This window comes from Bradyrhizobium sp. USDA 3262 (genome assembly GCF_054060035.1).
In genome coordinates, this window is record NZ_JBSSCT010000001.1 from 2,994,899 (window position 1) to 3,019,265 (window position 24,367).

The 24,367-nt window shown below is 60.4% G+C and carries 22 protein-coding genes and 2 pseudogenes; 7 read left to right on the plus strand and 17 right to left on the minus strand.

Annotated elements, in window-relative coordinates; all coding sequences use genetic code 11:
• Window positions 1–83 precede the first annotated feature (83 nt).
• Window positions 84–4,592, plus strand: a complete 4,509-nt coding sequence (locus tag ACVWYP_RS13970; protein WP_304498899.1) for a Ulp1 family isopeptidase — start codon at window positions 84–86, stop codon at window positions 4,590–4,592.
• Between the two features lie 95 nt (window positions 4,593–4,687).
• Complete coding sequence (locus ACVWYP_RS13975) at window positions 4,688–4,870, plus strand: IS66 family transposase (protein ID WP_170198530.1); 183 nt, start codon at window positions 4,688–4,690, stop codon at window positions 4,868–4,870.
• Here ACVWYP_RS13975 and ACVWYP_RS13980 read toward each other — a convergent pair.
• A pseudogene (locus ACVWYP_RS13980) lies at window positions 4,837–5,003 on the minus strand (IS630 family transposase); the annotation flags it as partial. The gene ACVWYP_RS13975 and the pseudogene ACVWYP_RS13980 sit on opposite strands and share 34 nt — an antisense overlap.
• A gap of 188 nt (window positions 5,004–5,191) precedes the next feature.
• Complete coding sequence (locus tag ACVWYP_RS13985; RefSeq protein WP_028344434.1) at window positions 5,192–6,385, minus strand: amino acid aminotransferase; 1,194 nt, start codon at window positions 6,383–6,385, stop codon at window positions 5,192–5,194.
• A 1,716-nt stretch (window positions 6,386–8,101) separates the two neighbouring features.
• On the opposite strand from ACVWYP_RS13985, the gene istA reads away from it, so the two are divergent.
• Both istA and istB read left to right on the plus strand, forming a co-directional pair.
• Window positions 8,102–9,835 carry an IS21 family transposase gene (gene istA, locus ACVWYP_RS13990; protein WP_209946074.1) on the plus strand — a complete coding sequence of 578 codons (1,734 nt, stop codon included), beginning with the start codon at window positions 8,102–8,104 and terminating at the stop codon, window positions 9,833–9,835.
• On the plus strand, window positions 9,813–10,580 hold the full coding sequence (gene istB / locus ACVWYP_RS13995) for an IS21-like element IS1631 family helper ATPase IstB (protein WP_209946072.1): 768 nt from the start codon (window positions 9,813–9,815) through the stop codon (window positions 10,578–10,580). The genes istA and istB overlap by 23 nt, the downstream gene beginning before the upstream one ends.
• Before the next feature lie 235 nt (window positions 10,581–10,815).
• Here the strand turns inward: istB and ACVWYP_RS14000 are convergent, their stop codons facing one another.
• The 5 genes from ACVWYP_RS14000 to ACVWYP_RS14020 all read right to left on the minus strand — a co-directional run bounded on the left by ACVWYP_RS14000 (window position 10,816) and on the right by ACVWYP_RS14020 (window position 14,743).
• Window positions 10,816–11,112 carry a hypothetical protein gene (locus tag ACVWYP_RS14000; protein ID WP_209946070.1) on the minus strand — a complete coding sequence of 99 codons (297 nt, stop codon included), beginning with the start codon at window positions 11,110–11,112 and terminating at the stop codon, window positions 10,816–10,818.
• A 345-nt stretch (window positions 11,113–11,457) separates the two neighbouring features.
• On the minus strand, window positions 11,458–11,682 hold the full coding sequence (locus tag ACVWYP_RS14005; RefSeq protein WP_026192343.1) for a hypothetical protein: 225 nt from the start codon (window positions 11,680–11,682) through the stop codon (window positions 11,458–11,460).
• 217 nt (window positions 11,683–11,899) lie between these two features.
• Window positions 11,900–12,319 (minus strand): phasin family protein, encoded by a 420-nt coding sequence (locus tag ACVWYP_RS14010; RefSeq protein WP_240536945.1) that lies wholly within the window; start codon window positions 12,317–12,319, stop codon window positions 11,900–11,902.
• Window positions 12,320–12,718: 399 nt separating this feature from the next.
• Window positions 12,719–14,359: a chaperonin GroEL gene (gene groL / locus ACVWYP_RS14015; RefSeq protein WP_209946068.1), complete on the minus strand. Its 1,641-nt coding sequence runs from the start codon at window positions 14,357–14,359 to the stop codon at window positions 12,719–12,721.
• Window positions 14,360–14,428: 69 nt separating this feature from the next.
• Window positions 14,429–14,743 (minus strand): co-chaperone GroES, encoded by a 315-nt coding sequence (locus ACVWYP_RS14020; RefSeq protein WP_209946066.1) that lies wholly within the window; start codon window positions 14,741–14,743, stop codon window positions 14,429–14,431.
• A 291-nt stretch (window positions 14,744–15,034) separates the two neighbouring features.
• Here ACVWYP_RS14020 and ACVWYP_RS14025 point away from each other — a divergent pair, with 291 nt between their 5' ends.
• A complete protein-coding gene (locus ACVWYP_RS14025; protein ID WP_018270022.1) occupies window positions 15,035–15,331 on the plus strand; it encodes a hypothetical protein in 297 nt (98 codons plus the stop codon).
• A gap of 466 nt (window positions 15,332–15,797) precedes the next feature.
• Here the strand turns inward: ACVWYP_RS14025 and ACVWYP_RS14030 are convergent, their stop codons facing one another.
• The 7 genes and pseudogenes from ACVWYP_RS14030 to ACVWYP_RS14060 all read right to left on the minus strand — a co-directional run bounded on the left by ACVWYP_RS14030 (window position 15,798) and on the right by ACVWYP_RS14060 (window position 20,945).
• On the minus strand, window positions 15,798–16,748 hold the full coding sequence (locus ACVWYP_RS14030; protein WP_018270023.1) for an oxygenase MpaB family protein: 951 nt from the start codon (window positions 16,746–16,748) through the stop codon (window positions 15,798–15,800).
• 331 nt (window positions 16,749–17,079) lie between these two features.
• Window positions 17,080–17,204, minus strand: a pseudogene (locus ACVWYP_RS14035) (DUF932 domain-containing protein); the annotation flags it as partial.
• Between the two features lie 449 nt (window positions 17,205–17,653).
• Window positions 17,654–17,881 carry a hypothetical protein gene (locus ACVWYP_RS14040; protein ID WP_018270024.1) on the minus strand — a complete coding sequence of 76 codons (228 nt, stop codon included), beginning with the start codon at window positions 17,879–17,881 and terminating at the stop codon, window positions 17,654–17,656.
• Window positions 17,882–17,938: 57 nt separating this feature from the next.
• Window positions 17,939–18,226: a hypothetical protein gene (locus ACVWYP_RS14045; protein WP_141382003.1), complete on the minus strand. Its 288-nt coding sequence runs from the start codon at window positions 18,224–18,226 to the stop codon at window positions 17,939–17,941.
• A gap of 148 nt (window positions 18,227–18,374) precedes the next feature.
• Window positions 18,375–18,998 (minus strand): protein kinase domain-containing protein, encoded by a 624-nt coding sequence (locus ACVWYP_RS14050; RefSeq protein ID WP_080586168.1) that lies wholly within the window; start codon window positions 18,996–18,998, stop codon window positions 18,375–18,377.
• Window positions 18,958–19,719: a hypothetical protein gene (locus ACVWYP_RS14055; protein WP_245164071.1), complete on the minus strand. Its 762-nt coding sequence runs from the start codon at window positions 19,717–19,719 to the stop codon at window positions 18,958–18,960. The genes ACVWYP_RS14050 and ACVWYP_RS14055 overlap by 41 nt, the downstream gene beginning before the upstream one ends.
• A 71-nt stretch (window positions 19,720–19,790) precedes the next feature.
• Window positions 19,791–20,945 (minus strand): type IV toxin-antitoxin system AbiEi family antitoxin, encoded by a 1,155-nt coding sequence (locus tag ACVWYP_RS14060; RefSeq protein WP_245164070.1) that lies wholly within the window; start codon window positions 20,943–20,945, stop codon window positions 19,791–19,793.
• A gap of 279 nt (window positions 20,946–21,224) precedes the next feature.
• On the opposite strand from ACVWYP_RS14060, the gene ACVWYP_RS14065 reads away from it, so the two are divergent.
• On the plus strand, window positions 21,225–21,584 hold the full coding sequence (locus ACVWYP_RS14065; RefSeq protein ID WP_209946064.1) for a hypothetical protein: 360 nt from the start codon (window positions 21,225–21,227) through the stop codon (window positions 21,582–21,584).
• A gap of 49 nt (window positions 21,585–21,633) precedes the next feature.
• Here the strand turns inward: ACVWYP_RS14065 and ACVWYP_RS14070 are convergent, their stop codons facing one another.
• From ACVWYP_RS14070 to ACVWYP_RS14080, 3 genes are read right to left on the minus strand one after another with little or no spacing between them, the layout of a single operon-like run.
• Entirely contained in the window at window positions 21,634–22,947 is a 1,314-nt protein-coding gene (locus ACVWYP_RS14070) for a DUF2130 domain-containing protein (RefSeq protein WP_018270029.1), read from the minus strand.
• A gap of 24 nt (window positions 22,948–22,971) precedes the next feature.
• A complete protein-coding gene (locus ACVWYP_RS14075) occupies window positions 22,972–23,313 on the minus strand; it encodes a helix-turn-helix domain-containing protein (RefSeq protein ID WP_018270030.1) in 342 nt (113 codons plus the stop codon).
• Window positions 23,310–23,681: a type II toxin-antitoxin system RelE/ParE family toxin gene (locus tag ACVWYP_RS14080; RefSeq protein ID WP_209946062.1), complete on the minus strand. Its 372-nt coding sequence runs from the start codon at window positions 23,679–23,681 to the stop codon at window positions 23,310–23,312. The genes ACVWYP_RS14075 and ACVWYP_RS14080 overlap by 4 nt, the downstream gene beginning before the upstream one ends.
• A 311-nt stretch (window positions 23,682–23,992) precedes the next feature.
• Between ACVWYP_RS14080 and ACVWYP_RS14085 the strand changes: the two genes are divergently transcribed.
• Window positions 23,993–24,208: a hypothetical protein gene (locus ACVWYP_RS14085; RefSeq protein ID WP_038379230.1), complete on the plus strand. Its 216-nt coding sequence runs from the start codon at window positions 23,993–23,995 to the stop codon at window positions 24,206–24,208.
• The last annotated feature ends 159 nt before the right edge of the window (window positions 24,209–24,367 follow it).

Consider the following 24,367-nt stretch of genomic DNA (forward strand, 5'->3'; position numbering starts at 1 on the left):
TTCGATGCTGCCGAGTCGATTCCGTGGCAAATCACAACCGACCTCAGGCTTCAAATTGGCCTATAGTCCGAAAGTGAGAACGAATGAAGTTCGAATCCACCAACTGGGTGCGTCAACAATCGGGCACTGCGGGCCCGCAAGAGAGCTCACCGGCTCCGTCCACAGATGCGGCGGCCTTTGAGCAGCAGCTGAGCGAGATCGCTGTCCCGTCTGCTCCCGTGCTCATGCAGGTCCGCGCCCATCAAGCGGAGGCATCGCGATCTGAGGCGAATGCCGGAACGGATGAGGCGGTGCTGGGCGCCGCAGCGCTCCAGACCGCTCAGTCAAATTGGGTCTTGGTAGGTCGCAGCAAGGAGCCGCTTTATGCTAAGGATGCGCGCCTTGTTTCCGGCCTTAAGCAGGCGCTCCTGGGAGCTGCCGAGAGCACCGCCACGAGCTACGTCGGTTATCTGCTCAGCTTGAGCCGCTGGCTCTTTGCAAAGGACAAGCCGGGCATTGCTGATCGGCTTCATGACGAGTCGATGGACAAGGATGTCGAGGAGTTCATAACCAAAGGTGGGACGGCGAACGTCCGTTGGGCACTAGCTCGTCTGCGGACCTCTCAATTGACGGGGGGAGTCGTACCGATCGCAGGCCGCCCTGACCTCACTCCTTATCCCAGGGATGGACTTCTCATCAAAGAATACAGACAGCAAGCGGTGGCGGCCGGAACTTCAAGTACCGCCAAAACCTATGCATCCATTCTCACGGATTTCAGCCACTACCTTCGTGCAAACAACAAGCCTGGCATTGCTGCTCGGCTTCAGGACGAGAAATGGAACGAGGACGAACCGCTCAATGAAGAGATCAAGCGCTACAAGGACGCCGGGGGTAACAAAAGTATCGGCGCGGCACTTGATCATCTGCGTAATGGAGCGAGAAAACTCAACGGTCCGCCTTTTCATCCCGAAGACGCGCCCTTGATTTCCGGACTTCAAGAAGCACTCGTTAAGGCTGGGTACGAGGAGATCACCGTTAAGACGAATTATGTTCGTCCTCTTCGCAGATTCAGCCAGTGGCTCTTTGCAAAAAACGAGCCGGGAGTGGCTGCTCGGCTTAACGACGAATCGCTCAGCAGCGACGCTGCGATCTTCGATCAAGGTCGCAGGCACCTCGTTCTTACCGCACTAGATCGTCTCCGCGCCTCTCAGTCGCCGGGCGGAGTCGCGTCAATCATTGCCCGGGCAGGGGGCATTGAGGCCGCGGCTAAGCAGGGCGCGTCGCAGCCCGCCTTCAGTTGGCCAGCGGCACTCGCTGAGGGGGATGATCGAGATTTATTCTATGGGACGGTCGACGAGGCCGGTGCATCGTCGTGTCTTCAGCCACCGCGGCATGGCCCGGCATTGAATCCTACAGAGTCCCCTCATCCCGTGAACTGGCGCCATCAGGACGACGAGCTAACGGATGAGCGTTACCGCAACATCCTCATGCCAGGCGAGCAGATTCCCATCATGCGGTCGAGCGGGCACCCATCTACGCCGCCTCCGCACAGTCAAGGCGGTGGAACGATGCTGAATGCCTCGGCGCTACCGCCCGGCCATGCAAAATTGGTTTTCGCAGGTAGCAGCCTAGATCCTGTTTATTGCGAAGATGCCTCTCTTATTGAGGGGCTGAGGCCGGCACTCATCAAAGCTGGGGCCTCCGAGAGCACGGTCGGTCGCAATCTACGTGGTCTTTTCAGCTTGGGGCATTGGCTCGTGAAGAACGACAAGCCGGGCATTGCTTCCCGGCTTTACGACAAGTCGCTGGACAAGGATGCCCAGGAGTTCGCCGAGAAGGAGGAGCAGGCCATCGCTGCCCCACTGGATTATCTTCGAGCCTCCCAATCGCCGGGCGGCATCACGCCGTTTGCAAGCCGGGTAGAGCAGAATCCCTATCCCCAGGATGCGGATCTCATCAAAAGGTACAAGGAAGAAGCACCCCCGAGCACCGCCAACACCGCCAGGAGCTATGCAACTCTTCTTATCGATTTCAGTGATTACCTCCGTGAAAACGATAAGCCCGGCATTGCTGCTCGGCTTGGCCACGGCTCGCTGGATAAAGATGTCAATCGGTATAAGGAGGTGGACCCCCATAGCCGCAGTAAAGCCGGAGCCGCACTGGCTCATCTCCTGAAGTCGCCGGCGGGTGCTACAGCGATCGAACTCCTGCGTCATATTCGCCCCCTGCCTGATCTCGAAGACGCGGTTCGCGCCGAGATGAAGCCGACCCTCTCCGCGGCTGCGCAGCACAGCGGGTCGAACGGAGCTGTCAGCTGGCCGAAGATTCTGCCTGCGAACCAGCAGGATCTGCCTTTAGAGACGATGGACGGACCCAGCCCCTCGCCGCCTCCGCAGGGCGACGCGGTTGAGCGGCCGCTGATGCAGATCCCATCCCATCAACTGGCGACGTCACCAGCGCAGAGACAAGCTCCGGCGTCGTCGCCGGACGAGCTGATCGGCGAGCAGCTTCCGGCCGAAGACGCGGAACTCTTGACGAGGTTTCGCGTGCACGCCGAGAGGCGCAAGCTTACCCCAGGGGCCATCAACAACAATGTTTCCGGACTTGGGACTTTTGTCCGCTGGGTTAACGCAAGTCATCGGGGCCCTGTAGCTTCTCGGCTGCGAGACGGTTCATCGCTCGATGAGGAAATAGCGAAGTACAGGAGCTTGGGCCGTGACCCCCAGAACCGCATTAGGTCGGCTGTGGACGTTCTCCGGCGGCTGCTGCGTGGGGGGGAAGAAGTCGAAGCACCCGAACCCCGCGTCCTCGGTGCCCCCCGTCGCCTAGTTCCTCATCCAGAAGATGCGCCCCTCATCGAGGGCGCGCTGAGCCAAGCTCTGAAAGATCTTAAAACTCCGACTGCGAAGCTGAGGCAGTCCGCGCAACAGCGGGCGAGGCGTCTTCGTGCGCTGAGTGCGTGGCTGAGAGGAAATGGCAAAGGGAGCATCATCGGGCGGCTAAACGGCTCCAGCAGGCAGCAGGTATCCCTCGACAATGACGTAGTAGCATTCCAATGGACTGGAGGCAGAGTACACGGTCCCGATCTGTCGCATCTTCGCAGCTACTTGAAACTCGTCGAGGCGAACCGAGAGCTGGGGCTGCCAGGCCCTGAGCAGCCGAGCTCGCCGGCCGCGCAGGGCGATCGGTTTTCCGGCTCTTCGCGGGATCTTCCCTCAGCGCCGGCCAGCCTAAGCGCTGGAGCTTGGGTTTGGTTGAGTGAACAGCTGCAAGAACCAGGATCACCATCCAGGCCCGCGTCAAATGCTAAGGGCAGGCTTGAGCCATTTGTTGATCTGAATGCGCCACCGCCGTCCGAGTTGCGCGAGGATGCTCAGTTTGCGCCAGCCGATCCTTCCAGGGTTCGCTCAGACACCTACGCTGGTCTTGAGCCATTTGTTGATCTGAATGCGCCAACGCCCTCCGACTTGCGGGACGATGCTCAGTTTGCGCCAGCCGATCCTTCCAGGGTTTGCTCAGACACCTACGCTGGTCTTGAGCCATTTGTTGATCTGAATGCGCCAACGCCGTCCGAGTTGCGGGACGATGCTCACTTTGCGCCAGCTGATCCTGCCAGGGTTCGCTCAGACACCTACGCTGGTCTTGAGCCATTTGTTGATCTGAATGCGCCAACGCCGTCCGAGTTGCGGGACGATGCTCACTTTGCGCCAGCTGATCCTGCCAAGGTTCGCTCAGACACCTACGCTGGTCTTGAGCCATTTGTTGATCTGAATGCGCCAACGCCGTCCGAGTTGCGCGACGATGCTCACTTTGCGCCAGCTGATCCTGCCAGGGTTCGCTCAGACACCTACGCTGGTTCTGTATCATTTGTTGGTTGGGATGCGCCCAGACCGCAGGTGATTGATCTAAATCCGCCCACGCTGCCGGAGCTGCGTGATGATGCTCGTTCTGCGCCTTTCCCGCGCACATCCGCCGATGCTCAAATCGGGGCTATGGATCCGACAGCCTCCTCCTACGGCCGCAGTAGACTAGAGCTCGGTGCCAAGGAATGGCTGGGCGACAAGCATATCAACAGGGATTACGAGCTCCTAGCGGAGGAGTTGCGGCGGAGCCGTCCGGAACTCGCCGCCCTGACGCAGTTCGTGGACCCCCTGATAGCTCACTATCGACTGCGCTTCGGCGCCGAGCCCGACATGCTCCGCGCGTTGAAGCGCATCGGCTACGATCCAAATGGTAATGGTCCCGACTTCCTGTTCCTGCCAGTGAACGACGCTATGGATCCTAATCGCCCCGGCACGCATTGGTCGCTGCTGCTCCTTGATTGCCACACGCAAGGAGAGCCGGTTGCCTATCACTACGACTCCGTCCGGGGACACAACCACGAGGCGGCAGCGCAGCTCGCACGACGGCTGCGTGCCCGCCTGGAGTCACCCAGCATGGCCCAGCAGCGGAACAGCTATGATTGCGGCGTCTTTGTGGTGGACGGCACGCGGGCGCTGGTTCGACGATTGGCCCAAGGAGAGCGGCCAGCGCACGAGCCGCTGCACCTTGACAACCTCGTCGCCAATCGGCGGTCCCTCCAGATTCGACTGGCTCATCCCGGCTTGGGCTAATGGAGCTGGCTGGAGTGGCTCTCCCGGACACTACACCGGGGGGCTCGCCCAAGCGAGCCGCCTGTTTGGCCGCGGAAGCCGAAGCCCAGGGGGCCTTGCTGATCGAGAAGCTCAAACTCACGATCAAGAAGCTCCGCCACGAGCAGTTCGGACAGTCCTCCGAGCGACGCGCATTGCTGGAGCAGCTCGAGCTAAAGCTCGCCAAGGTGGAGGAGACCGCGGCGCAAGCTAGAGCATTCGCCGATCATGTTGCAGCGTATCCTGCGGCGATGAAGTAGTTGCGGCATTCGGTTGCTGTGAAGCGATCAATGATGCCACCTTCGCGGTCCAGAGGCCTTCGACGGTTCGTTTTGCGCCCTGACGCAAGAGCGCTTTGAGCTTGGCGAAGGCATTCTCGATCGGATTGAAGTCAGACGTACGCATCCGGCGACGGCCCTGGTCAGGTCGCTTTGGGCGGATCGCCGATTGCGATTAGGCGGCGTGAGCGATGCGCGGAGGGCGCCAGTTCCAAGGCAGGAGTTCGTGGATATGCCTGGAGGGATGATCTGGCAGGCGGGCCAGTAGGGAATCGAACCTTTGACGGCGGTCTGAGGCCTCTATCAAGGTCCATCTCCCCGTGCGGAACTCACAGCCGCCTTGATCGCGCTTGCGACACGCGCCACATCGGTGCGCTTCAAGCCGGCGACGTTGATGCGGCCAGATGTCGGCATGTAGATGCCGTGCTTTTCCCTTAGTTTCAGCACCTCGGTCTGTGAGAGGGGCAGAATGGAAAACATGCCCTCTTGCGAGCCGATGGCGACGGCATTCGACCATCTTCCTCCCAATGCGTCGACGAAAGATTTTCGCAACGCGAGGAGGCGATGACGCATCGATTCCAACTCTTCACGCCAGTCCCGGCATAGTTCGGGGGAGCTGAGGATGGTCTTCACGATTGCGGCGCCGTGATCGGGCGGCATTGAGTAGCTGGCGCGGGCGATAGCAACAAGATTGGACCGAGCAGTCTCTGAAGCTGATTGCAAAGACGCGACCGCAAACACCGCACCCGTACGCTCGCGATATAGTCCAAATGATTTCGAGCAGGACACCGCGACAAGCGCCTCTGGAACGGCAGAAATTGTCGAACGAAGCGCGGCGACGTCTCCGTCGAGCCCGGCACCGAAACCCTGATAGGCAAGATCAATCAACGGCGTAAGTCCGCGCGCAGCGATCATCGCGGTGATCCGACGCCAGTCGTCCGCCGTCAGCACAGCGCCGCTCGGGTTGTGACAACAAGCATGGAGCAAAACTGCGTCGCCGGGCTCGGCCTGGTGTAGTGCATTCATCATGCTGTCAACTAGAATGGTCTGCGAGGCAACATCAAAGAATGGATAAGTCTCGACCGAGAGACCGGCACCCGAGAAAATTCCTGCATGATTTGGCCAACTCGGTTGACCTAGCCAGATCTTACCCTGTCCGGTCCCGCGAATCAGATCGGCAGCGAGCCGCAAAGCACCCGAGCCACCGGGTGTCTGCACACCAGAGGCGTGGATGGTTGCCGTATGCCCGCCAACCAACGACCACAGCAAATCAAGGAATGTTTGATCACCCTCCGGCGCCACGTACGCCTTAGTGTTCTGGGTCTCGCAAATCAGGTGCTCCGCAGCCTTTACGGCACGAAAGATCGGCGAATGACCGGCCTCGTCGCGATAGACGCCGACCCCAAGGTCGATCTTGTCTGGTCGGGGATCTGCGTCAAAGAGCCCAATCAGCGCAAGCAGGGGATCGTTGGGTTTACGGCTTAATGTTTCAAACATTGTCGGCTTTCTTGATCGAGCGGAAACCGGCCGCATTTGACCGGATGGTTGGCTGCGTTCAGAAGTCAGAGAGTCGCGGCGCAAAGTCACGCGTCATAGTCGCGCGTACTCCTTGGCGCGACGTCCGTTTTGCAGGACGAAGTTTTCGAGTTCTGGCCGCCCAGCGCCCGCGCACGACAACGGTCCCGGCTTGCGACGGGCTGGGTCGCGATGGCCCACCACGCATCAGTTCGGGTTCAAGGTGTTGCCAAATCGAATCGCTGCCGAAATCGGAAGCTTCCGCAGCTCGGGATGGCTCTGCCCGCGATGGCGCGGGTGCGATCTCCTGCCAAATCCGATCCTGGTCGTAATCGGGGGCTTCGGCCAGCGCCTGCAATGCGCTCGGCTCATGCTCAAAGCCCGCTGAATCGGAGGACCGTGGTGCGTCGGGCCGTGGGCTCGTGTTCGCTGGGTCTGTTGGGTTGAAATCCATGCTGTCTATCCTCTCAAATGACTGAGCCGCGCGAGCCCTCGTTCGACGAAGGTCGTTCGCGTTGCGACCTGCGGAAAACTATTTCAAAGGCTCGCGTTGAGCGCCGGCCTCCGAGTTACGGCCAAATGGTGCCAAGCACGCTTCCGGTCGAGCATCGAGTACCCCGAAAGGTGCACGTCCACTGCGTTCACTGGACGGCATCGCCGTCTAGGCATCCGCGCTTTCATGGTGTGGCGCTCAGCTTTCCAGAAGCTGACGGGCAGATGGATTTAGGCCGATAGGACAAGACTGATTTTCGTCGTAAACTGCGCAGTGCCACGGTGAGTAGGCCGGGGAACTCTTGCCACCGGCACCGGGTCACCGGAGGCGGTCGTCCCGCCCCCGGTTTCCAGAACGTGGCGTATGGATTTACCGTACCGACGCTCTTCGACAGTTGGGTCACAGCACTGCAAGCGCCTGCAGCTCCCCACAAGGGAGGCGTAGCCTTCCGCCACTGGCATGCACGGCGCCGATATCAGTATGTTGCACTCGATCGATTGTAAGAATCGATTTGTTGCACACTTCAATCCCTGATCGCCGCGTAACTAGCCTCGGCATCCTAGAAGAGGTGCCGTTCGCGTTTTAGATTTCATTTCGCGGAGGTTGCGCCTCCTCGTAATCACCGATCTTGCGTAGCCCAGAGTGCCTTCCAAAAGCAAAGCCGGAGTGTCAAACGCCATCCGAAACTGCTCCCTCATATTGCCTTAGATGAGAATGTTACCGAAGCGCACCCTGGTGTCTTCTGGATCGCGTGACGCGAGTCGGAGCAAGCCGCTCGCGAAGCGCGCCCTCCAGATCGCCCGGAGCGAGCGGCTTGCGGTGATTCGGCGAAAGAACCTGTCGGCATTAGATAGTAAGAGACGAAGCTTGGACCGATAGTTTGATCTCTGTGCTGCTGATGAGCTGTCGAGCGGAATTTGATCGCCAGTTCTTCACCAATCGCTGCACCGTACGCCGCTGATGGCGGCCGAACCGACCGGGCGCATGCGCTTGCAGGCGGGTGAGAAGATCGACCGCGGACAAGTGCGGAGCCGCGGTGAGCCATTCCTCAATGATGGCCCCGTGGGTCGGTCAAAATCCCCCGGGTATGGTCACTTGAAACTCCCCCACCTGATGATCGCCGTCAGCGCCGCTGAACAGCGGTAGCGGTCAGGCAGGACGTTTATTTTCGGTCCCTTTAGTCTAGCCAGCAAGGGACCGGGGAGTTGAACGTCTTGAAGCCACACCTGCAAAGCACGGTATTTACGCTACTCGATCGCAACGCCAGCCAGCGCGAGATCCACAGGTTGACGGGGGTCGATCGCAAGACGATCCGGCGTTACCGGGCGCTGCGGGCTGGTGCGGAGGCAAATTCCCCCGGGGAAGTGACCACCGGCCCGGTGAGCGAGGACGGCCAAATTCCTCCACCCCGACCACCGGCTTTTGGGGCATCGGAAGCGACGGTCAGCAGCAGCCTGGCCCGCTCGGCCTGCGAACCGCATCGGACGTGGATCGAAGGACAGGTCCGCCTGAAGCGGAATGCGCAGGCGATTTACCAGGACCTGGTCGATCAATTTGGCTTTCCGTCCAGCTACCAGAGCGTCAAGCGGTTTGTCCGCACGTTGCGCCACAGCGATCCCGAGCAGTTTGATCGACTTGAGTTCCTCCCCGGCGAGGAGGCTCAAGTCGACTATGGCGAGGGCGCTCTGACGATCGATCCCAGGAGCGGCCGGTACCGCCGCCCCCGCCTGTTCGTGATGACGCTGCGCTACTCGCGGCGCAGCTTCCGGCGAGTGGTCTGGCAATCCAGCCAGCAAGTCTGGGCGCAGCTTCACGAAGAAGCGTTCCGGTATTTTGGCGGCGTTGTCAGATATGTCGTGCTCGACAATCTGAAGGAAGGTGTCCTCAAGCCCGATCTGTACGAGCCCGAGCTCAACCCGATTTACAGCGCGATGCTGGCTCATTACGCCGTGGTCGCCGATCCCGCGCGGGTGGCCGACCCCAATCGGAAAGGATGCGTCGAGAATGCGATTCAACATACCCAGGGCACCGCGCTGGCTGGACGGCGCTTCGAGACACTGGAAGCGCAGAACGAGTTCTTGCGGCATTGGGAGGAGAACTGGGCTTCCAGGCGCATCCACGGCAGCACGCGCCGTCAGGTCGAGGCCATGTTCCAGGAGGAGAAGCCGCACCTGCGGCCGCTGCCTGTCGCGCCCCTCCGCATCTTCACCGAGGTCGTTCGGACCGTCTGCGACGACACCACCGTACGCGTCGACAACAGCTATTACGCCGCGCGACCCGCGCCCATCGGCAGCCAGGTCGTTGTGCGGATCTACGCCTCCATGATCGAGATCCGTGATCGCCACACCCGTGCGCTGCTGCGTGTTCATTCCAGGATGACGCACCCCGGTTCTGTCGTCCTGCCAACCAACGAACGGCCGTTCAATCCGTCGCGGCAAACCGCCGTGTTGCTGGCGAGCGCCGAGCGCATCGGGCCGCAGACCAAGGCGTTGTGCCAGCAGGTGTTCGACACCGAGGGACGTCCCGGACAGCGCGCGATGTGGGGCATTGTCGGGCTGAGCCGGAAGTATCCGGCGCGGCTGGTCGAGCAAGCCTGCGCGCACGCCATCGACAACCGCATCTACCGCTACAAGCACGTGCGTGCGACCGTCGAGCGGTTGTTCGAACAGGCGATCGAGCAGGTTGGAGCGACGCCACAACCGGCATCGCCGCTCACCCAGGATCATCCGCTGATCCGTGCCCCGGCCGAATACGGCGATCTCTTCAGCCGTGCCGTGCGGCACGATGCCGGCGACAATGGCCGGCAGGCCGAGGCTCACGACAGCCACGCTCGTGTCGCCTGCGCAACCCCGGCCAGCTCCGGCGCCACGAGCGCTCCCGCTGCATCTTCTCACCTCAAACTGGAGACCCAGCCACATGATGACCATGCCGGAAATTGAGCGTTGCCTGCGACAGCTGCGCCTGTCGGGCGTCCGCGACACGCTGCAGACGCGCGTGCTGCAGGCGCAGGGCGCCAACCAGCCATTCCTCGAGACCTTCTCCCTGATCCTGCAGGACGAACTCGACCGTCGTCAGTCCCGCCTCATCGAGCGCCGCTACCAGCAATCCGGGCTCGACGAAAAGCTGACGCTCGCCGAGTTCGACTGGTCCTTCAATCCCAAATTGCCGCGCCAAACCTGCTTCCAGCTCCACACCCTGGCGTTCATTGCCGCTGGCGAGAACGCGCTGCTTGTCGGCAAACCTGGCACCGGGAAGTCCTACATCGCCAAGGCGATTGCCTATCAGGCAATCCTGCAAAGCCACAAGATCCAGTATCTTGAGACCGACGACTTCTTCCACCGCTACGCCATGAACTCCCCGGCACAACGCGAGGTCCGGCTGCGAACCATCATCGACTGCGATCTCCTCGTGCTGGACGATCTGTTCCTCGCACGCGCCATCCCTGACGACGCCGGCGCATTGCTGCAGACCCTGATCCATCAGCGCTACAAACTGCGCCGCAGCGTCATCGTCACCTCCAATCGCGTCGTGCAAGACTGGGGGACATACCTGGGGGACAACACCATGAGCACGACGATCCTCGATCGCCTGATGCATCATTGCCATCTGCTTGAGTTCGACGGACGCAGCTATCGGCTCAAAGAGGCCGCTGAAGCCCTTGCCCGGGAGACAATGTCAAACTAACAATCACCATGTCCTGCCTCGCGGGTGGAGGAATTTGACTGACCTCACCCGGAGGAATTTGAAGTGACCCGCGGGGATGGGAATGTAGGGGTCGAGCATCGATGGCCGACGTGGCACAGGTTTGCGCCGCACGTAGCGGCGCCGATGAATACCCCGCTGCTCACCCTGTTTCCAACATCGCCGAGCTCGCGGGCAAAGCCCGCCAAGTCGCTTTGCACCGGCGCGACAGCCATCGTTAGCTTTCCAGCCCGTTGATCAACGCGCTTGCGCAGCTCATTTTGAGCATCCCGCGTCTGTGCCAGCAATGCCACCGGATCAGGCGTGCGGTAAATTTCCCGCAGCCGACGTTTGAGTGCCTCATCGAGCCGCGGGTGGACCAATGCTCCCTATGGGAGTCGAATCGGTTGATGTTGGATGACGTCGCCTCTTCAAGACCTCTTACAAATAGAATATCAAAGGCCTTCTCGAATTGCTCTTCTTGCCCGGTGGCTTGCTCGTCATACTGAATGTGAGGTGCGGGTACTTCTTTCATCTTCGCATCATCCGCTTGAAAAGATCGGCCGCGAGACGTCGGAAGATGCTAGATATGCACGAAATACCTCGCGCGAACACGACTTGTATGATGGCTATCAGATCCTGCAGTATCATCTCAAGCAAATGCGGTACAGATCGTACGTAGATCCATCTGGCTCAACGGGACCGAGTCTTCTCTGAGAAGCTCCAACGATACGCCTGCGCTATCAAGATCGACCTTTGAGCTGTCGATTCCGCGTATATTTATTTCTTGCAGGCTAAGTGGACTTCGCAGTGCCATTGCCCTCGGCGCTGCTGCCTTGGCGGCGGCCCTGTCGTGCTCTCTACACAGCAGGCCGCTCGCCTACTCGACGCCGATGCTGAAGGGGCAGATTGGCGGGAAGTTGCGCGCGTTGTTCGCCGCGAGCCTCACAGCGGTGCGCAGCGCCCGCAGGACCGTCGCCACGCACCACTTCGGCCACGTCGTCCGGTTCGCGCTGGCGAAATTCTTCGCGATCACCACGCCACCCAATTCGATGTCGCGCTGGCGATACGCGGAATGGAGCTGAACATCGCGGGCGCGTCGCACGGCTTTTTTGCCGCTGTCGCGCCTGGACGGACTCAAAGAAAACGGCCCCGGCGGGGCGGGCCAGGGCCGTCAACTTGGAAGGTGCGTCAGCCAAGTGGGGTCAAGGAAGACGCGAAAACAGTTGTAGCGATCAACCGACCTCATGTTCAACTATATCAAGGTTTAGAGCTGGTGTAGAGCCGTAAGCCTCCTGTGCCGGCCGGCCTGCCGTCCTTCCTCAGGCGGCGTGATGGAGAGCCCTGTCGACGTGCTTCTTGACTTGCCCGCGCATGTCTGTCGTAACCCTCTGGCCGAGCTCCCACAATTCCTTGTTCTGGTCGAAGGCCTTGCGGGCTCGCTCGGTGGACAAGGTCAAGACCTCGGACGCCGATCCGCTGCCAAGCAGATGGGCGAACAAATCGAACGCGAAGGCGGTATTGGCGTGAGAGATTTCGAGCACCTTGAGCCCGTAATCGGTCGCGACGCCCGCGTTGCGCGAGTACGTTTCGCTCAACGCCTCGGTCATCTGTTCAGAGGCTGTGCGCGCTCGAGCAAAGCTCTCCACAGCTAGATCGCCGACCACTCCGGGCAATGCGATCTTCGAGAAACCCAACAACGGCATTCCGAAGATGTTCGTGCCGTTCACCGTGACTTTCATTTCACTTTCACTCAAGGCGCAGTCCCCTTCTCGCGCGAAAGCATCGCTCGCAACGCTTGCATGCGTCACGACAGCGCTGACGCTCCGTGTTAGATTCTGAGTTTTGGGTGAGCTTCGATCCCGCCCCGACACTATTCTGCGGGACGAAGGCGCCACTGTCGGTTCGGTTTGCGACTCTCGCGGAGAATTTCTTGAAATTGTCAAATCAAGCCAACGTATATTTATGGAGAGTGTTGTGCATAACGTGCGTGCTGTGAGCAGCGGAAGGCTCCTGTATCGGCGTGAGGTTGTGCGAAGTATCATCGGCATTGGCTGCGCTACCAGGCAGTTTGCGCGCAAACAAAAACCCTGGCATCGCTGCCGGGGTTTTGCATTTCTTGGATCGCTTGAGCGCGGACTTTAGAAGTCCATGCCGCCCATACCGCCGCCCGGAGGCATCGCGGGGCCGCCGGCGTTCTTCTTCGGCAGTTCGGCAACCATCGCTTCCGTGGTGATCAGGAGCGCGGCAACCGAGGCGGCGTTCTGGATCGCGGTGCGTACGACCTTGGTCGGATCGATGATGCCCTTGCTGACGAGATTGACGTACTCGCCGGTCTGACTGTCGAAGCCGAACGCGTACTGATCCTTCTCCAAGATCTTGCCGACGATGACGGAACCATCCTCGCCCGCGTTGATCGCGATTTGGCGGGCCGGAGCCGACAGCGCCTTGCGCACGATCTCGACGCCGGTCTTCTGGTCGTCGTTCTTGGTGCGGATGCCCTTGAGGTGCTCGGAGGCCCGGAGCAGGGCGACCCCACCGCCCGGCAGGATGCCTTCCTCGACGGCCGCGCGGGTCGCGTGCATCGCGTCATCAACGCGATCCTTGCGCTCCTTCACCTCGACCTCGGTCGCGCCGCCGACGCGGATCACCGCGACACCGCCTGCGAGCTTGGCGAGACGCTCCTGCAGCTTCTCACGGTCATAGTCCGAGGTGGTCTCCTCGATCTGCGCCTTGATCTGGGCAATGCGGGCGTCGATGTCGGCCTTCTTGCCACTTCCGTTGACGATCGTGGTGTTCTCCTTGTCGATCATCACCTTCTTGGCGCGACCGAGCATCTGCAGCGTGACGTTCTCGAGCTTGATGCCGAGGTCTTCCGAGATCGCCTGGCCGCCGGTCAGGATCGCGATGTCCTGCAGCATGGCCTTGCGGCGATCGCCGAAGCCCGGAGCCTTGACGGCTGCGACCTTCAGACCACCGCGGAGACGGTTCACGACCAGCGTGGCCAAAGCCTCGCCTTCGACGTCTTCAGCGACGATGACGAGAGGCTTGCCAGTCTGCACCACGGCCTCGAGCAGCGGCAGCAGCTCGTTCAGCGAGGAGAGCTTCTTCTCGTATACCAAGATGTAGGCGTCGTCCATCTCAGCGCGCATCTTGTCGGCGTTGGTGACGAAGTAGGGCGAGATGTAGCCGCGGTCGAACTGCATGCCCTCGACGACGTCGAGCTCGGTCTCGAGCGACTTGGCTTCCTCGACCGTGATCACCCCCTCGTTGCCGACCTTCTTCATGGCGTCAGCGAGGAACTTGCCGATCTCGGCATCGCCGTTGGCGGAAATGGTCCCGACCTGGGCGATTTCCTCGTTCGAGGTCACCTTCTTGGAGTTTTTTTCTAGATCCGAGACGACGGCCTCGACTGCGAGATCGATACCGCGCTTCAGGTCCATCGGGTTCATGCCGGCGGCAACCGATTTAGCGCCTTCACGGACGATCGCCGCAGCCAGCACGGTCGCCGTGGTGGTGCCGTCGCCGGCAGCATCCGCCGCCTTCGACGCCACCTCCCGCACCATCTGGGCGCCCATGTTCTCGAACTTGTCCTCGAGCTCGATCTCCTTGGCGACCGCAACGCCGTCCTTGGTGATGCGGGGCGCGCCGAACGACTTCTCGAGCACCACGTTGCGGCCCTTCGGACCGAGGGTGACCTTCACCGCATTGGCAAGGATGTCCACGCCACGCAGCATGCGATCGCGGGCATCGACGCCCAGTTTGACCTCTTTAGCTGACATATTTTCCTCCTTGAATTGAGATTCGTCTCTCACCTGCGAGGCAGGGATGAGCGTTTGCGGCGGTCAGCGTTAGGCCGCCTTCTTGGAGCCGGCGACGCCGGTGAGAACGCCCATGATGTCGCTCTCCTTCATGATCAGAAGCTCCTGGCCGTCGATCTTGACCTCGGTGCCCGACCACTTGCCGAACAGGACCCGCTCGCCGACCTTGACGTCGATGGGGATCAGCTTGCCGGCTTCATCGCGGCCGCCCGGGCCAACGGCGATGACTTCGCCCTGCGAGGGCTTTTCCTTGGCACTGTCCGGAATGATGATGCCGCCAGCAGTCTTCTCTTCGGCGTCGATACGCTTGACCACGACGCGGTCGTGAAGCGGACGGAATTTCATGCGATCCTCCTTGGCTTTTGTGATTATTGTTGGATTGGCAGTCGCAATAAGCGAGTGCTCACCGCTTCTCACATAAGTCTGTGACACTCCGGCGCAAGAGCTTGGACCATGTCGCCTGTTCGCCCTTGGTGTCTGAACCGTGCCCCTCACTTTGCCGGGGCTGTTTTGGGCAGGATCGGACGTGGCTGCGGGCATACTAAATCGACGCACCAACGCGGAAGTAGGTCCTAGCCCAGCATAGGCCCAATATGCTTTGATGCGCCGGTTGGGACTGAGACGCATGGGTGGCTGATGTACATCTTCATTCGAACGTACACCAAGGTTCGTTCGGTTGCGGATGCTGCTCGCCGCGCCAAAAGCGGGATCGGTCAGATCCTAAGGGAATCGCACGGATTCAGATCTTATTACGTATTGGATGGGGGCGATGGCGTCGGTGTCGCTGTGATGATATTCGAGGACCGCGAAAGCGCCAATGCTGCGAACGATAAAGTGCTGGATTTCGTTCAAGCAAGCCTGCATGACCTTAATCTTGGAGACCCCGAAATCATCGCCGGGGAAGTTTTGGTGAAGATAGAATCTGATGCGTAAGTCTTTCGCGTTTCGGTTGTCGCGAGAGGACCGGACTTCTCCGTGTGCGGTCCTCTACCGCCGCTCGTGACCCGAGGCGACAGCCGGGAGGCCGATTCATTGGTGCAAACGACGCATTCTTTGAAGCGACGCTCCTCGGTCGTAGGGGAGGCCTAAGAGGCGGCGGGAGTTCACAAACTTGTCGATCGACCGGAGCAAGTGGTCGGCAGGGACGTGTCTTTCGACCAAGAACTCATAAAACAATGCAGCCTGTTCCTCCGTCCCGTCGACGTAAAAGTTGACCCTGAAACGGCGACGTCGACCGGCATGGCCGGTTCTGTTGCGGAAGGTGACAACATAGGCAGGTGGGGCAGCGTCGGCCCGTCCAGCCGCGTTCCGCCGAACTCGAGTTCCTGGTCCGGTCGTGCAGGACCGCGAGCGCGGTATAAAGGGATCGCCGCTACGTCCGCGGTTGTCCCGGACTGCGTCACCTGTTCCAGCGCTCTTCCAACCTAGGGCGTCCTATCCATGCCCTGTTCAGACACCGGGTTGTCCAGCCCAGCTGCGGCGTTCCCTGCAGTCGTGCTCGAGCTTCCTGGTAGGGGCCGACGTAGCGAAGCTGGGTCGGTATTTTGGGATAGATGCGACGTATTCGTGCAACGGCACGCTCTGCGGCCTTCCTGTCGCGCTCGTCACAGGCAAATCCAAAGCCGGTGCGCAACCGGTCCGGTAGCAGCTCGGCACTCAGGGTTTGATACCAGCGCGGCGGCCGCAACCATGGTCGCCCGCCGGCGAAGATCTGTCGGGCCACCTCGCGCGCGGCGGTGCTGACGGACAATGTATCCGATTGCATTATCGCCGCGGTGTAGGCGGCGAACGCGTCCCAATCCGCCGGCAAGTCGCTCGACGTCAGCCCGAACAATGCCCCAAACAGCCGGCTCTCGGCCCAATAGCGCTCGCGCTCTTCGACCGTGAACGGAGGCAGGATCAGGTCATGGACGGCCAGAGCGGTGTCGACGAGGGTCGCGTGAACCCAGCGCAACGCTGCGGCCTCGTTGGCGCGGTAGGGCGAGCCGCTCTCGAACGGACCGATTGCTTCGGGCAGGCGGCCGACGATCATGGTATGGCGGTGGTGCAGGTGCCGGGCTGCGGTAAGGGCCGCATCGAGCGAGCCGAATACCATCGTAAACACTACGTCAAAGGTTCGATGGAAGCGACCGATCGGATCCGCGAAGGTTCGCGAGTGCTCGGCCACGGCGGCGGCGACCCAGGGATGCGCCAGCTGAAGCAGCAAGGCACGACCGGCGCCCAAAAAGGTGATGGCTTCTCGGTCGATCCGCCAGGTCATCGACCCTGGACCAAAAATGCCCTCGACCGGTCCGGCGGCCCGAGCCCGGACGAAATCAAGAGCGAGCTCAAGGTCGCTTTCGGAGACCAAATGCGCACCTTCCGAAGCAGACAGGGGGCATTCCAGCGGTCCGTGCAGTCTATCGCAATTCAGCAAGCCATAGCTCTCTCAACGTTGTCGCATGATGTCCACCCGCGCGGAATACGGGGGCCTGACATTTGGTCGAACCCCATGCGGGTAAGACTGAGCCGGATGCAGCGGCTGCTACGGCTCGTTTGCTGAAGAAACTGCCCCGCCGCCGCCGTCTTTCATACTTCCTCTCGAAAGCGTATTGTTTCGATCGAACGAGCTCACTTGGCAGCGCTGTCGTTCAGAGTATCTTATTCTTACGGGGCGCTCGAGAGCGTTTTTGATCTGCTCGGCGATTGGTCGTCAGGCCATATTGCAGGTTGATGCCTGCGCGTGCTGCGCAGGAAGCTGCCGCAGGTAAGCGGCCGGCGTGCTAACCTGGCTTGCAAGCTGGCCGAAGCTCCAGTGGGGCGGCGCGCTGGCGTGTCCGATAGGTCCCAGGAACGAGCTTTCGTTGTGGACGTAGACCAGCCAGAACATCCGATGCCCTCGTCGATAAAAGGCCTCGCGTGCGTTGCGTTCGTCCTCGCTGATCGAGGTGTGCTGCAGTTCCAGAATAGCGGCCATAGTGGTGCCGCTACCGACTAGTACGTCGGCGCGATGAAGCTCTCCGGTCATCGCATCGCGCAAAGCGATCTCGCGACACGATATATCGAAAAGTTCTTTCCAGCCGAGATGCCAAAGTCCTTCCGGCTCACTCCAGGGGTCACAGTCGCCCGCCTTGTGCCGCCAGTGGGGGTGTTCTCGACCGGCATGACGGCGGTGAGCAGACCGCCGCGGTCGCGGCACGTCGTGCGCTCTCCCTTCGTGATGGGTGCGCGTTTCTGGTCGCCGACCCAGGCATAAAGCATGGCTATCGCTCCCCGTTACGCATCGGCTGCTTGAACCCGAACCGCTTCGAAGCCGCCGTCACAGAAGTCTTCGTTGCCAGCTAAGGCTCGATAGAGCTTGGTGAGCCAGTAGTTCGGACCAGACACTTCCTCGAAGTCTTCTGCTCCCTCGATCAGCTTTTCCGCGACGCGCTCCGCATCTTCACCCGTGCCGTAGGCGCGGCGAAGCGCCGGATATTGGCCTCCCAAATGCTCGAGGCCCACCGGCGCGATCGAAGTCTCGCGATCTCATTTGCGGCATTGGGTGATGCCCACGGAGCATCACCCCGAGCGCGCTTTGTTCGAAATCGTGCTGCCGTTGAACCGCTGACCATTTGCTCCGCCGGTGCATTCGGAATGCGCCTTTTTGACCGTAAAACAGCCATTTCCCTGCATTCTCAAACAAAAATCATACGAGACGCGACGCGCGACAAGGCCAAAACTGCTTGCCGCTGGAGCATCACGGGTGCTTCCTGCAAACCGACCCGATCGGAACGAAGGGGCCGTATCAATCTCTATGCGTATGCTGGGAATGATCCCGTAAATGGCGTCGATCCATTGGGGCTTCATGCGATCTCCCCTGAGAGAATGTCTCATATCAAAGACGGGCACGGGGCCAATACGCCAATCTCAGCGGAACGTCGCCGCAGCCTTTGTGACAAAAAAAGGCAACCTGACCTCCGACGGAGTGTGGACCTATACTGATCCGGCTAACGCCCTAGACATCCCGCTTTCCCATTGGCCGGCCTTGTCGAGGGGGACTGGTCGCGTCGACCTCAGTACGCTGCACAGCGCAAAGGGAATCTGCGACCCAAATCGCGTGCCCCTCGCCTGGAAAGAGGATGTTCTCCGGCCTGACGTCGCGGTGGATGATGCAGGCCGCGGGAGCGGCCTGAAGGCCACGGGCGATCTGGATGGCGACCGTCAGCACGTCGTCGAGCCTGCCCCGGTAGCGGTCCACGGCTTTGGTAACCTTGCCGCCCTTGGCGCGCGGCATGACAAGGTTTTGCTGCGCGTCGTCACCGGGAACGGCATCGAGCGCGGAGTGATCGAGCAGCGGCACGATGTTAGGGTGCGAGAGTATCTTGATCGCGTCGACCTTGTCGCGGAAGCGCTCATGGCGCTCGGCGTTGAACACGCGCTTGAGGGCACAGGGCCCTTGGTATTGTCCCATAAGATCTTCGACGAGAATAACCTGGGTCTGGCCACCCTGATCGAGCGTGTCGCCGCTGTTCCATCGGCCGCCAAGGGCCCTTTGTTTTTCCCATGGGCTTGTTCCCGCTAGACCAGCCCCAAGGCCTTCAGCCAGGCCTGCACCTGTCCGAAAGCGTCCTGTTGCCATTGATCGGGGGACGGTCTCCGAGGAGATTCGTTTCCTCGACGAACTTCCGCACCGACGTTGGGCCGTAGGCATCTTCCTTGACAAACTTTCCGGCGATGTGGGCGTAGCCTTGTTTGCCTTCCGCCAACTCGAGCAGCGGCTTGCAATCCGCGGCGAGCGCCTGCAGCCCGCCGGGGTAATTGCGGATGCAGTAATAGATATCGTAGGCGTCCTTCTGCTTATGCCGGTTTTGGATGGCATAGCCCTTCATGGCCAGAAGAGCCGAGATCGAGGCGATCGCGATCTCGACGCGGTTCTTGCCGCCCGAGGGCATCGAGCCGTCGATCGCCACCATCTGATAAAACTGGAGCGCAAGATCGGCGCCGTCTGCGCGCTGAACGGCCAAATTCTCAATGAGGGCCGGCTTGTTCTTGGTGAGCTCGACATGGCGCGGCATCAGGAAATCGACGATCACGTCGATGGGCGGGCTGCCGTCGTTGGGGACGACCTGTCGCACGAGCTGAAACTTCTTGAGCTCGGTGCGCTGGTCGTAGCCGTTCTCCATTAGGTTTTCGATGAGCGCCTTGTATTCGGCGTCGTCCTTGAGGGCTGCGGCATCGAGCGCGATGTCGATATCGAGCGTGCCGACATGGGCCATGTCCTCGTTCTCAAGCAGGAGCCAGGGCACAGCGCCGCCGATGACCGCGAACTTGCCCTTGAAGCTGCCGAGGATCTGGCCCATTTCGACCAGCACGGATTTCACGGCCGCCGTGGTGCGCTCGTCGTAGTCGGCAGCGGACTGCGGCTCGGGCTTCACTTCTTTTGCCATTGGAGCTTTTCCTCGCGGAGATGCTCGGCGGCTTCCCTTCCGCGCTCTCCGGCTACGTAGAGGTCAAGGTAGGTCTGGACGGGGCTCGTGCACCGGACATACGGCGCGGGCTCGATGGAATCCCGAAAGAGTCCCTCGTCCTCGACTTGCAGGACGCTAACATTCTCACCGCGTGCCGGGGAGGACAAATCAAGGCGCTCTTTGAGTACCGAGAGGCCCTTCTCATCGGCGTAAAAATAGTTGGTACTTATACGGGCGTATGGCGCGAGCCACTGCGCCGCCGAGAAGGAGGCCAGCATGGCCTCACCCTTGCGGCTGGCCTCTTCGAGGACGTTCGGCAGGCGCTGTTGCAAGGCGCTGCCGTGTGAGGTGGTGTAAAAGAGAAGCTGCTGGCCTGGTGGCTTTTCATAGACCGCCCGCCAGCTATCGAGCAGCGCGTCGGGACGAATAAGGCTAAGCCCTTCGCGGTCGGTGCTTGCCCATTCGCGGTCAATCAAGGCATGGCGGACATTGCTGACATGGCCGAGGCTCACATTAGCTTGTTCGGCAAGCTCGGCGACCTTCCAGGCACGTTTGGGATCGCGTAGCAGCAGACGGAGAATCTGGGCGGACTTTGGTGCAAAGATCGATTTGATTTCGCGGCGCTCGGTCGCGGGCTTGAGAGGAACCGCGCGTTCGATGAACACGCCCCCGAAGACCAGACGGCAATTGCCTTCAAAGTCTAGGAAGCCAATATTCTCTTCACGGCAGAGGCCCTGCGCGGCGGGCGACAGGTAGGGCGCGATGACGACGCCGTACGCGCCCTTGTCGAGGCTCTTTACGTAGTGCCGGAGCTGGTCAATCGCGGCCCGCACGATGCGCGGCTGGCCATTGCTCTTGAACTCGCAAACGATCTTCTGGGGGCGTCCATTCGACTTGACTTCAACGAGCAGGTCGAGCTCCCGGCGATGATCAAGGTCAATGACGTTCTGCTTGACGGCCACCACGGAGAGGAACGGGACTTCGGCCAAAACGGCTTGCAGCCGGTGGGCGGCTTCCTTCTCGAATTTCACTGTGGGGTATAGTTTCAGCATTTGCTGAAAATAGCCATACCAGTGAAAATAGTCAAGCAATTTCACTGAAAAGATCGTCTTCAGCATTCGCTGAAATAGCAATTTCGAGTGAAAACTAGTAGTAACCAATTGCTCTGCTCGATTCCATATGCACTCAGACCTCCCCCCGTAGCCCAAAGGTTCGAGACGACGGCTCGCGAGAGCCCGGTCCCCGCTGGCGGGACGCGCCCGAAGGCTGGGAACCCACAGAACCGGCGGAAACGGTTTCCCTTCGGCCCTTCGGGTGCCGGATCGGCAAATCCATCCCGCGCGGCCGCCGCTGCCGGCTTCGCTTCCCTTAGCTGCCTCCCGATAAGGTCGAGGTAGATGTCCGCCAATCAGCGTGCCGTTATCGAGCGAATGCTTGCGAGCGGCGAAAGCTGCAATCAAGCCTCGTCCGGACCCGCTTTTCTTTCGCTAAGCGAAGGCGAATTCGGACACCACCTGAAGGCAATTGATAACAATCTCGGAGAGCAGACGGCCATCGTTGCCGACGCATTTTCCAAGTACCTGAAGATGGGCGAAGTCCCGGCGCCGTACTATCCCTGGCGCATTGCCATCATTCTACGGCGCGAAAAGAGATTTGATTTAGAGAAGCTGTTCCTTGCCGCGTGGTGCGGGCATTTCTCCGACGGAAACGGTGTCCGGTACGCTCAACTAGCCGATCGACTCCGAAAACTGACATAATCGCATCTGCGATTAGCAGTGTGGCTCCGGAGCACCAGCTGCTGCAGTGCTATCCTAGCTTTCGCTCCAGTTCGCTGTCATTTTCCAGCAATGGCACCTCCAAACTCGGAATCTCCGGCATGGCTTTTCCAGCGATGGCCTGAAGGTCGCCGATCATTCCCACCGTGGAATCGATGACGGCCAGTATCTGGGTCTCCCGCTTGGCCCACTGGCGTCCCATAAATTTGCGTTCCTTGTCGAGATCTTCGCGCATGTCGTTGAACTTCTCGACTACGGCGTCGACACGCTGCCGAAATTTCGTTCCCGTCAGGTAGTGGTAGACCTGCTCCATTTTGGTCTGTTGACCTTGTTGGACGAGGCGCGAGGTGCTCACGTCGATCAGCGCTTGGCGGAGCGCAACCGCTACGGGCAATGCGCAACGCGGATGAGCCACCCAGATGCCGTCGACCAGGTCGAACTGCTCGATATGTTTAGGCAAGACATGGGAGATGATCAAGGCGACGTCGGCGCCGGAGCGGCGCTGGTCGTCCCGCAACTTCGCAAGCCAGCCGTCGCTCCACGCCTTGGTACGCTTCGTCTCCCAGAGAATAATGCCAGCAGGCTGGCCAATCGACCCGTTGACCTGCTGGATCACGTCGGCGCCAAGCTCGCCTTTTCCGACCGGCTCAATCGTGTCGGTCGGAAACCGGCCGCGAAGTAATTCCTCCAGCTCAAGCTCCAGCACCTCGCCCTGGGACTGCTGCGATCCTTGTTCAGCCTTGCGTTTCAGCTCCTCGATGGTGCGCGTCATTGATTCAATGGTCTGGTCCTTTTCGGCGACGCGCAGCCGTGCCGCCTCGTCGGCCTCCTGCCTGGCCTTGATCTGGATCGGGTCAATCTGCGCCTGAACGCGTTTCTCAATGGTCAGGTCAAGCTCGCGCTTCTCTTCATCGAGTGCGCGTTGCTTGCGGATGAGTTCGGCCTGCGCCTGCTGCGCCTCCGCCAATTTGGCGTTGTTCGCGTCGAGCATTTGGCGAAGCTCGGCCGCCTCGTTCGTCCGGGCCTGGACTTCGGCCGCGGCTGCCTCGCGCGCCTTTTTCGCTTCTGCGGCGACGAGTTGGCTTCGCTCCGCCGCCAGTCGGCTGGCGACCTGGTCCTCGACCTGTTCACGATCCTTTTGAAGCTTCTCGCGCTCCTGTTGGAGTGCTTCGGTCTTTCGTGCGACCTCGGCGTCCTTGCTGGCGAGTTGTTCCTGGAAACGCTGCCGGGTATCCGCGAGGAGGGGAGCGGCGAGCGATTCGGTGAGCCGAATCTCGTGGTTGCAATTGGGACAGCGAAGGGTAGGTTCATGCGCGGCCCCAGCCGCGGTCGCTTTGAATGTCATGACCCCTCCCGTTCAGCAGTTGTACTAGGCCGGAATGAATGTGATCCGGCCGACCTCGCCACGCTTCCGATGTGGCTTTACCGTTATTTCGACATCCTGATCGAACGCTGTCAGCATCCGCAGCAGCTTTTCCACCGAAACCAGCTTGAAATGCCCCCGAAGCAGTTTGGACAGGTCCGGCTGCTTCATCTCGACGAGTTTGGCGGCTTCGGTCTGGGTAATCTCCCGCTCCGCCATCAACCGCTTCAGCTGGACAACGAGAGCAGCCTTGAGCTGGTGCTCCTCGGCGTTCGGCAGGCCGAGATCGGCGAAAATGTTGCCGGAGCCCCGGCTATGGGCGGGCAGCTTCTTCTTCGTGCTCATCATCGGTCTCCCTTTGTTGCCCTGTGAATGGCCTCGGCGTCGCGTAGGCGCTGCCGGACCAGGTCAATGTGTCTTTGCGGTGTGGCAATGCCGCTGGTGGACTTTTTCTGGAATGCGTGCAGGACGTACAGGACGCCCTCTAAACGCGTTGTGTAGACGGTGCGGTAGGTATCACCGTCGAAATTGTCGCGAATCTCCAAAACCCCGCCAAAGCCCTTTAGAGGCTTCGCGTTGCGCGGGTATTCGCCAAGCTGCGCTTCGAAAAGGGACTGGCCGATCTCGCTTCGGACGGCCGCGGGAAATGCCCGCAGGTCTTTCTTGCTCGAACCCACGAATACGGTGGGTTTGATCGTGCGCAGTAGATCATTCACACAATTATAGTAATATACCTATAGTCGCTTGTCAACATCCGCCTACGAAAGGAGCCATCAGGGGGGCGTGCAATTGCCGTCGCCACTATCGGCACAGCCGGCGTAGCCCAGCCAAGTGGCTGGCATCGACGATCTCCATCATGTTGATCAGCGCTGCTGCAGCTGCCCTGCGCTCTTCCAGCCTCATGGACGAAAACCCGATGAGGTCGTTATGCTAAGGACCATTCAGATGGATATCGATGAGCTGAGAGATGCAGGAATACGGCTACATGGGCTAACCAAAGCCGACAGCGCTTATACATTCTATCACGATGAAAACCGAATATATCCGCAGATTGCATATCGTCGATGATGGTCGCCTGAATGTTGCGGAGCTGAAGGTATTTGTCTTGGGCGGTGCTGTGCAGGAGGGCGAGCCGTGTCCCATCGAGATCCAGTCTCTTCGCGAAGCAATGCGCATTCAGAAATCGGCGCCAGAAATCAAGCTGGAGCAGGTGGCCAGCCGAAACGTCGGCCGGAGCAATTGAGGTCTACGGCAAACCGTGCCTTTGAACCATGCATTCTCACTCTGGACAGGGGTATCCCACGCAAGATCGGTCAACCTGGCGATTTCGTTGAGCAAAAGGCGCCAGACCGCGTCGGTCTCGACAATCCCTTCCATGTGACAGGCCCAAGCAGGTTCGACC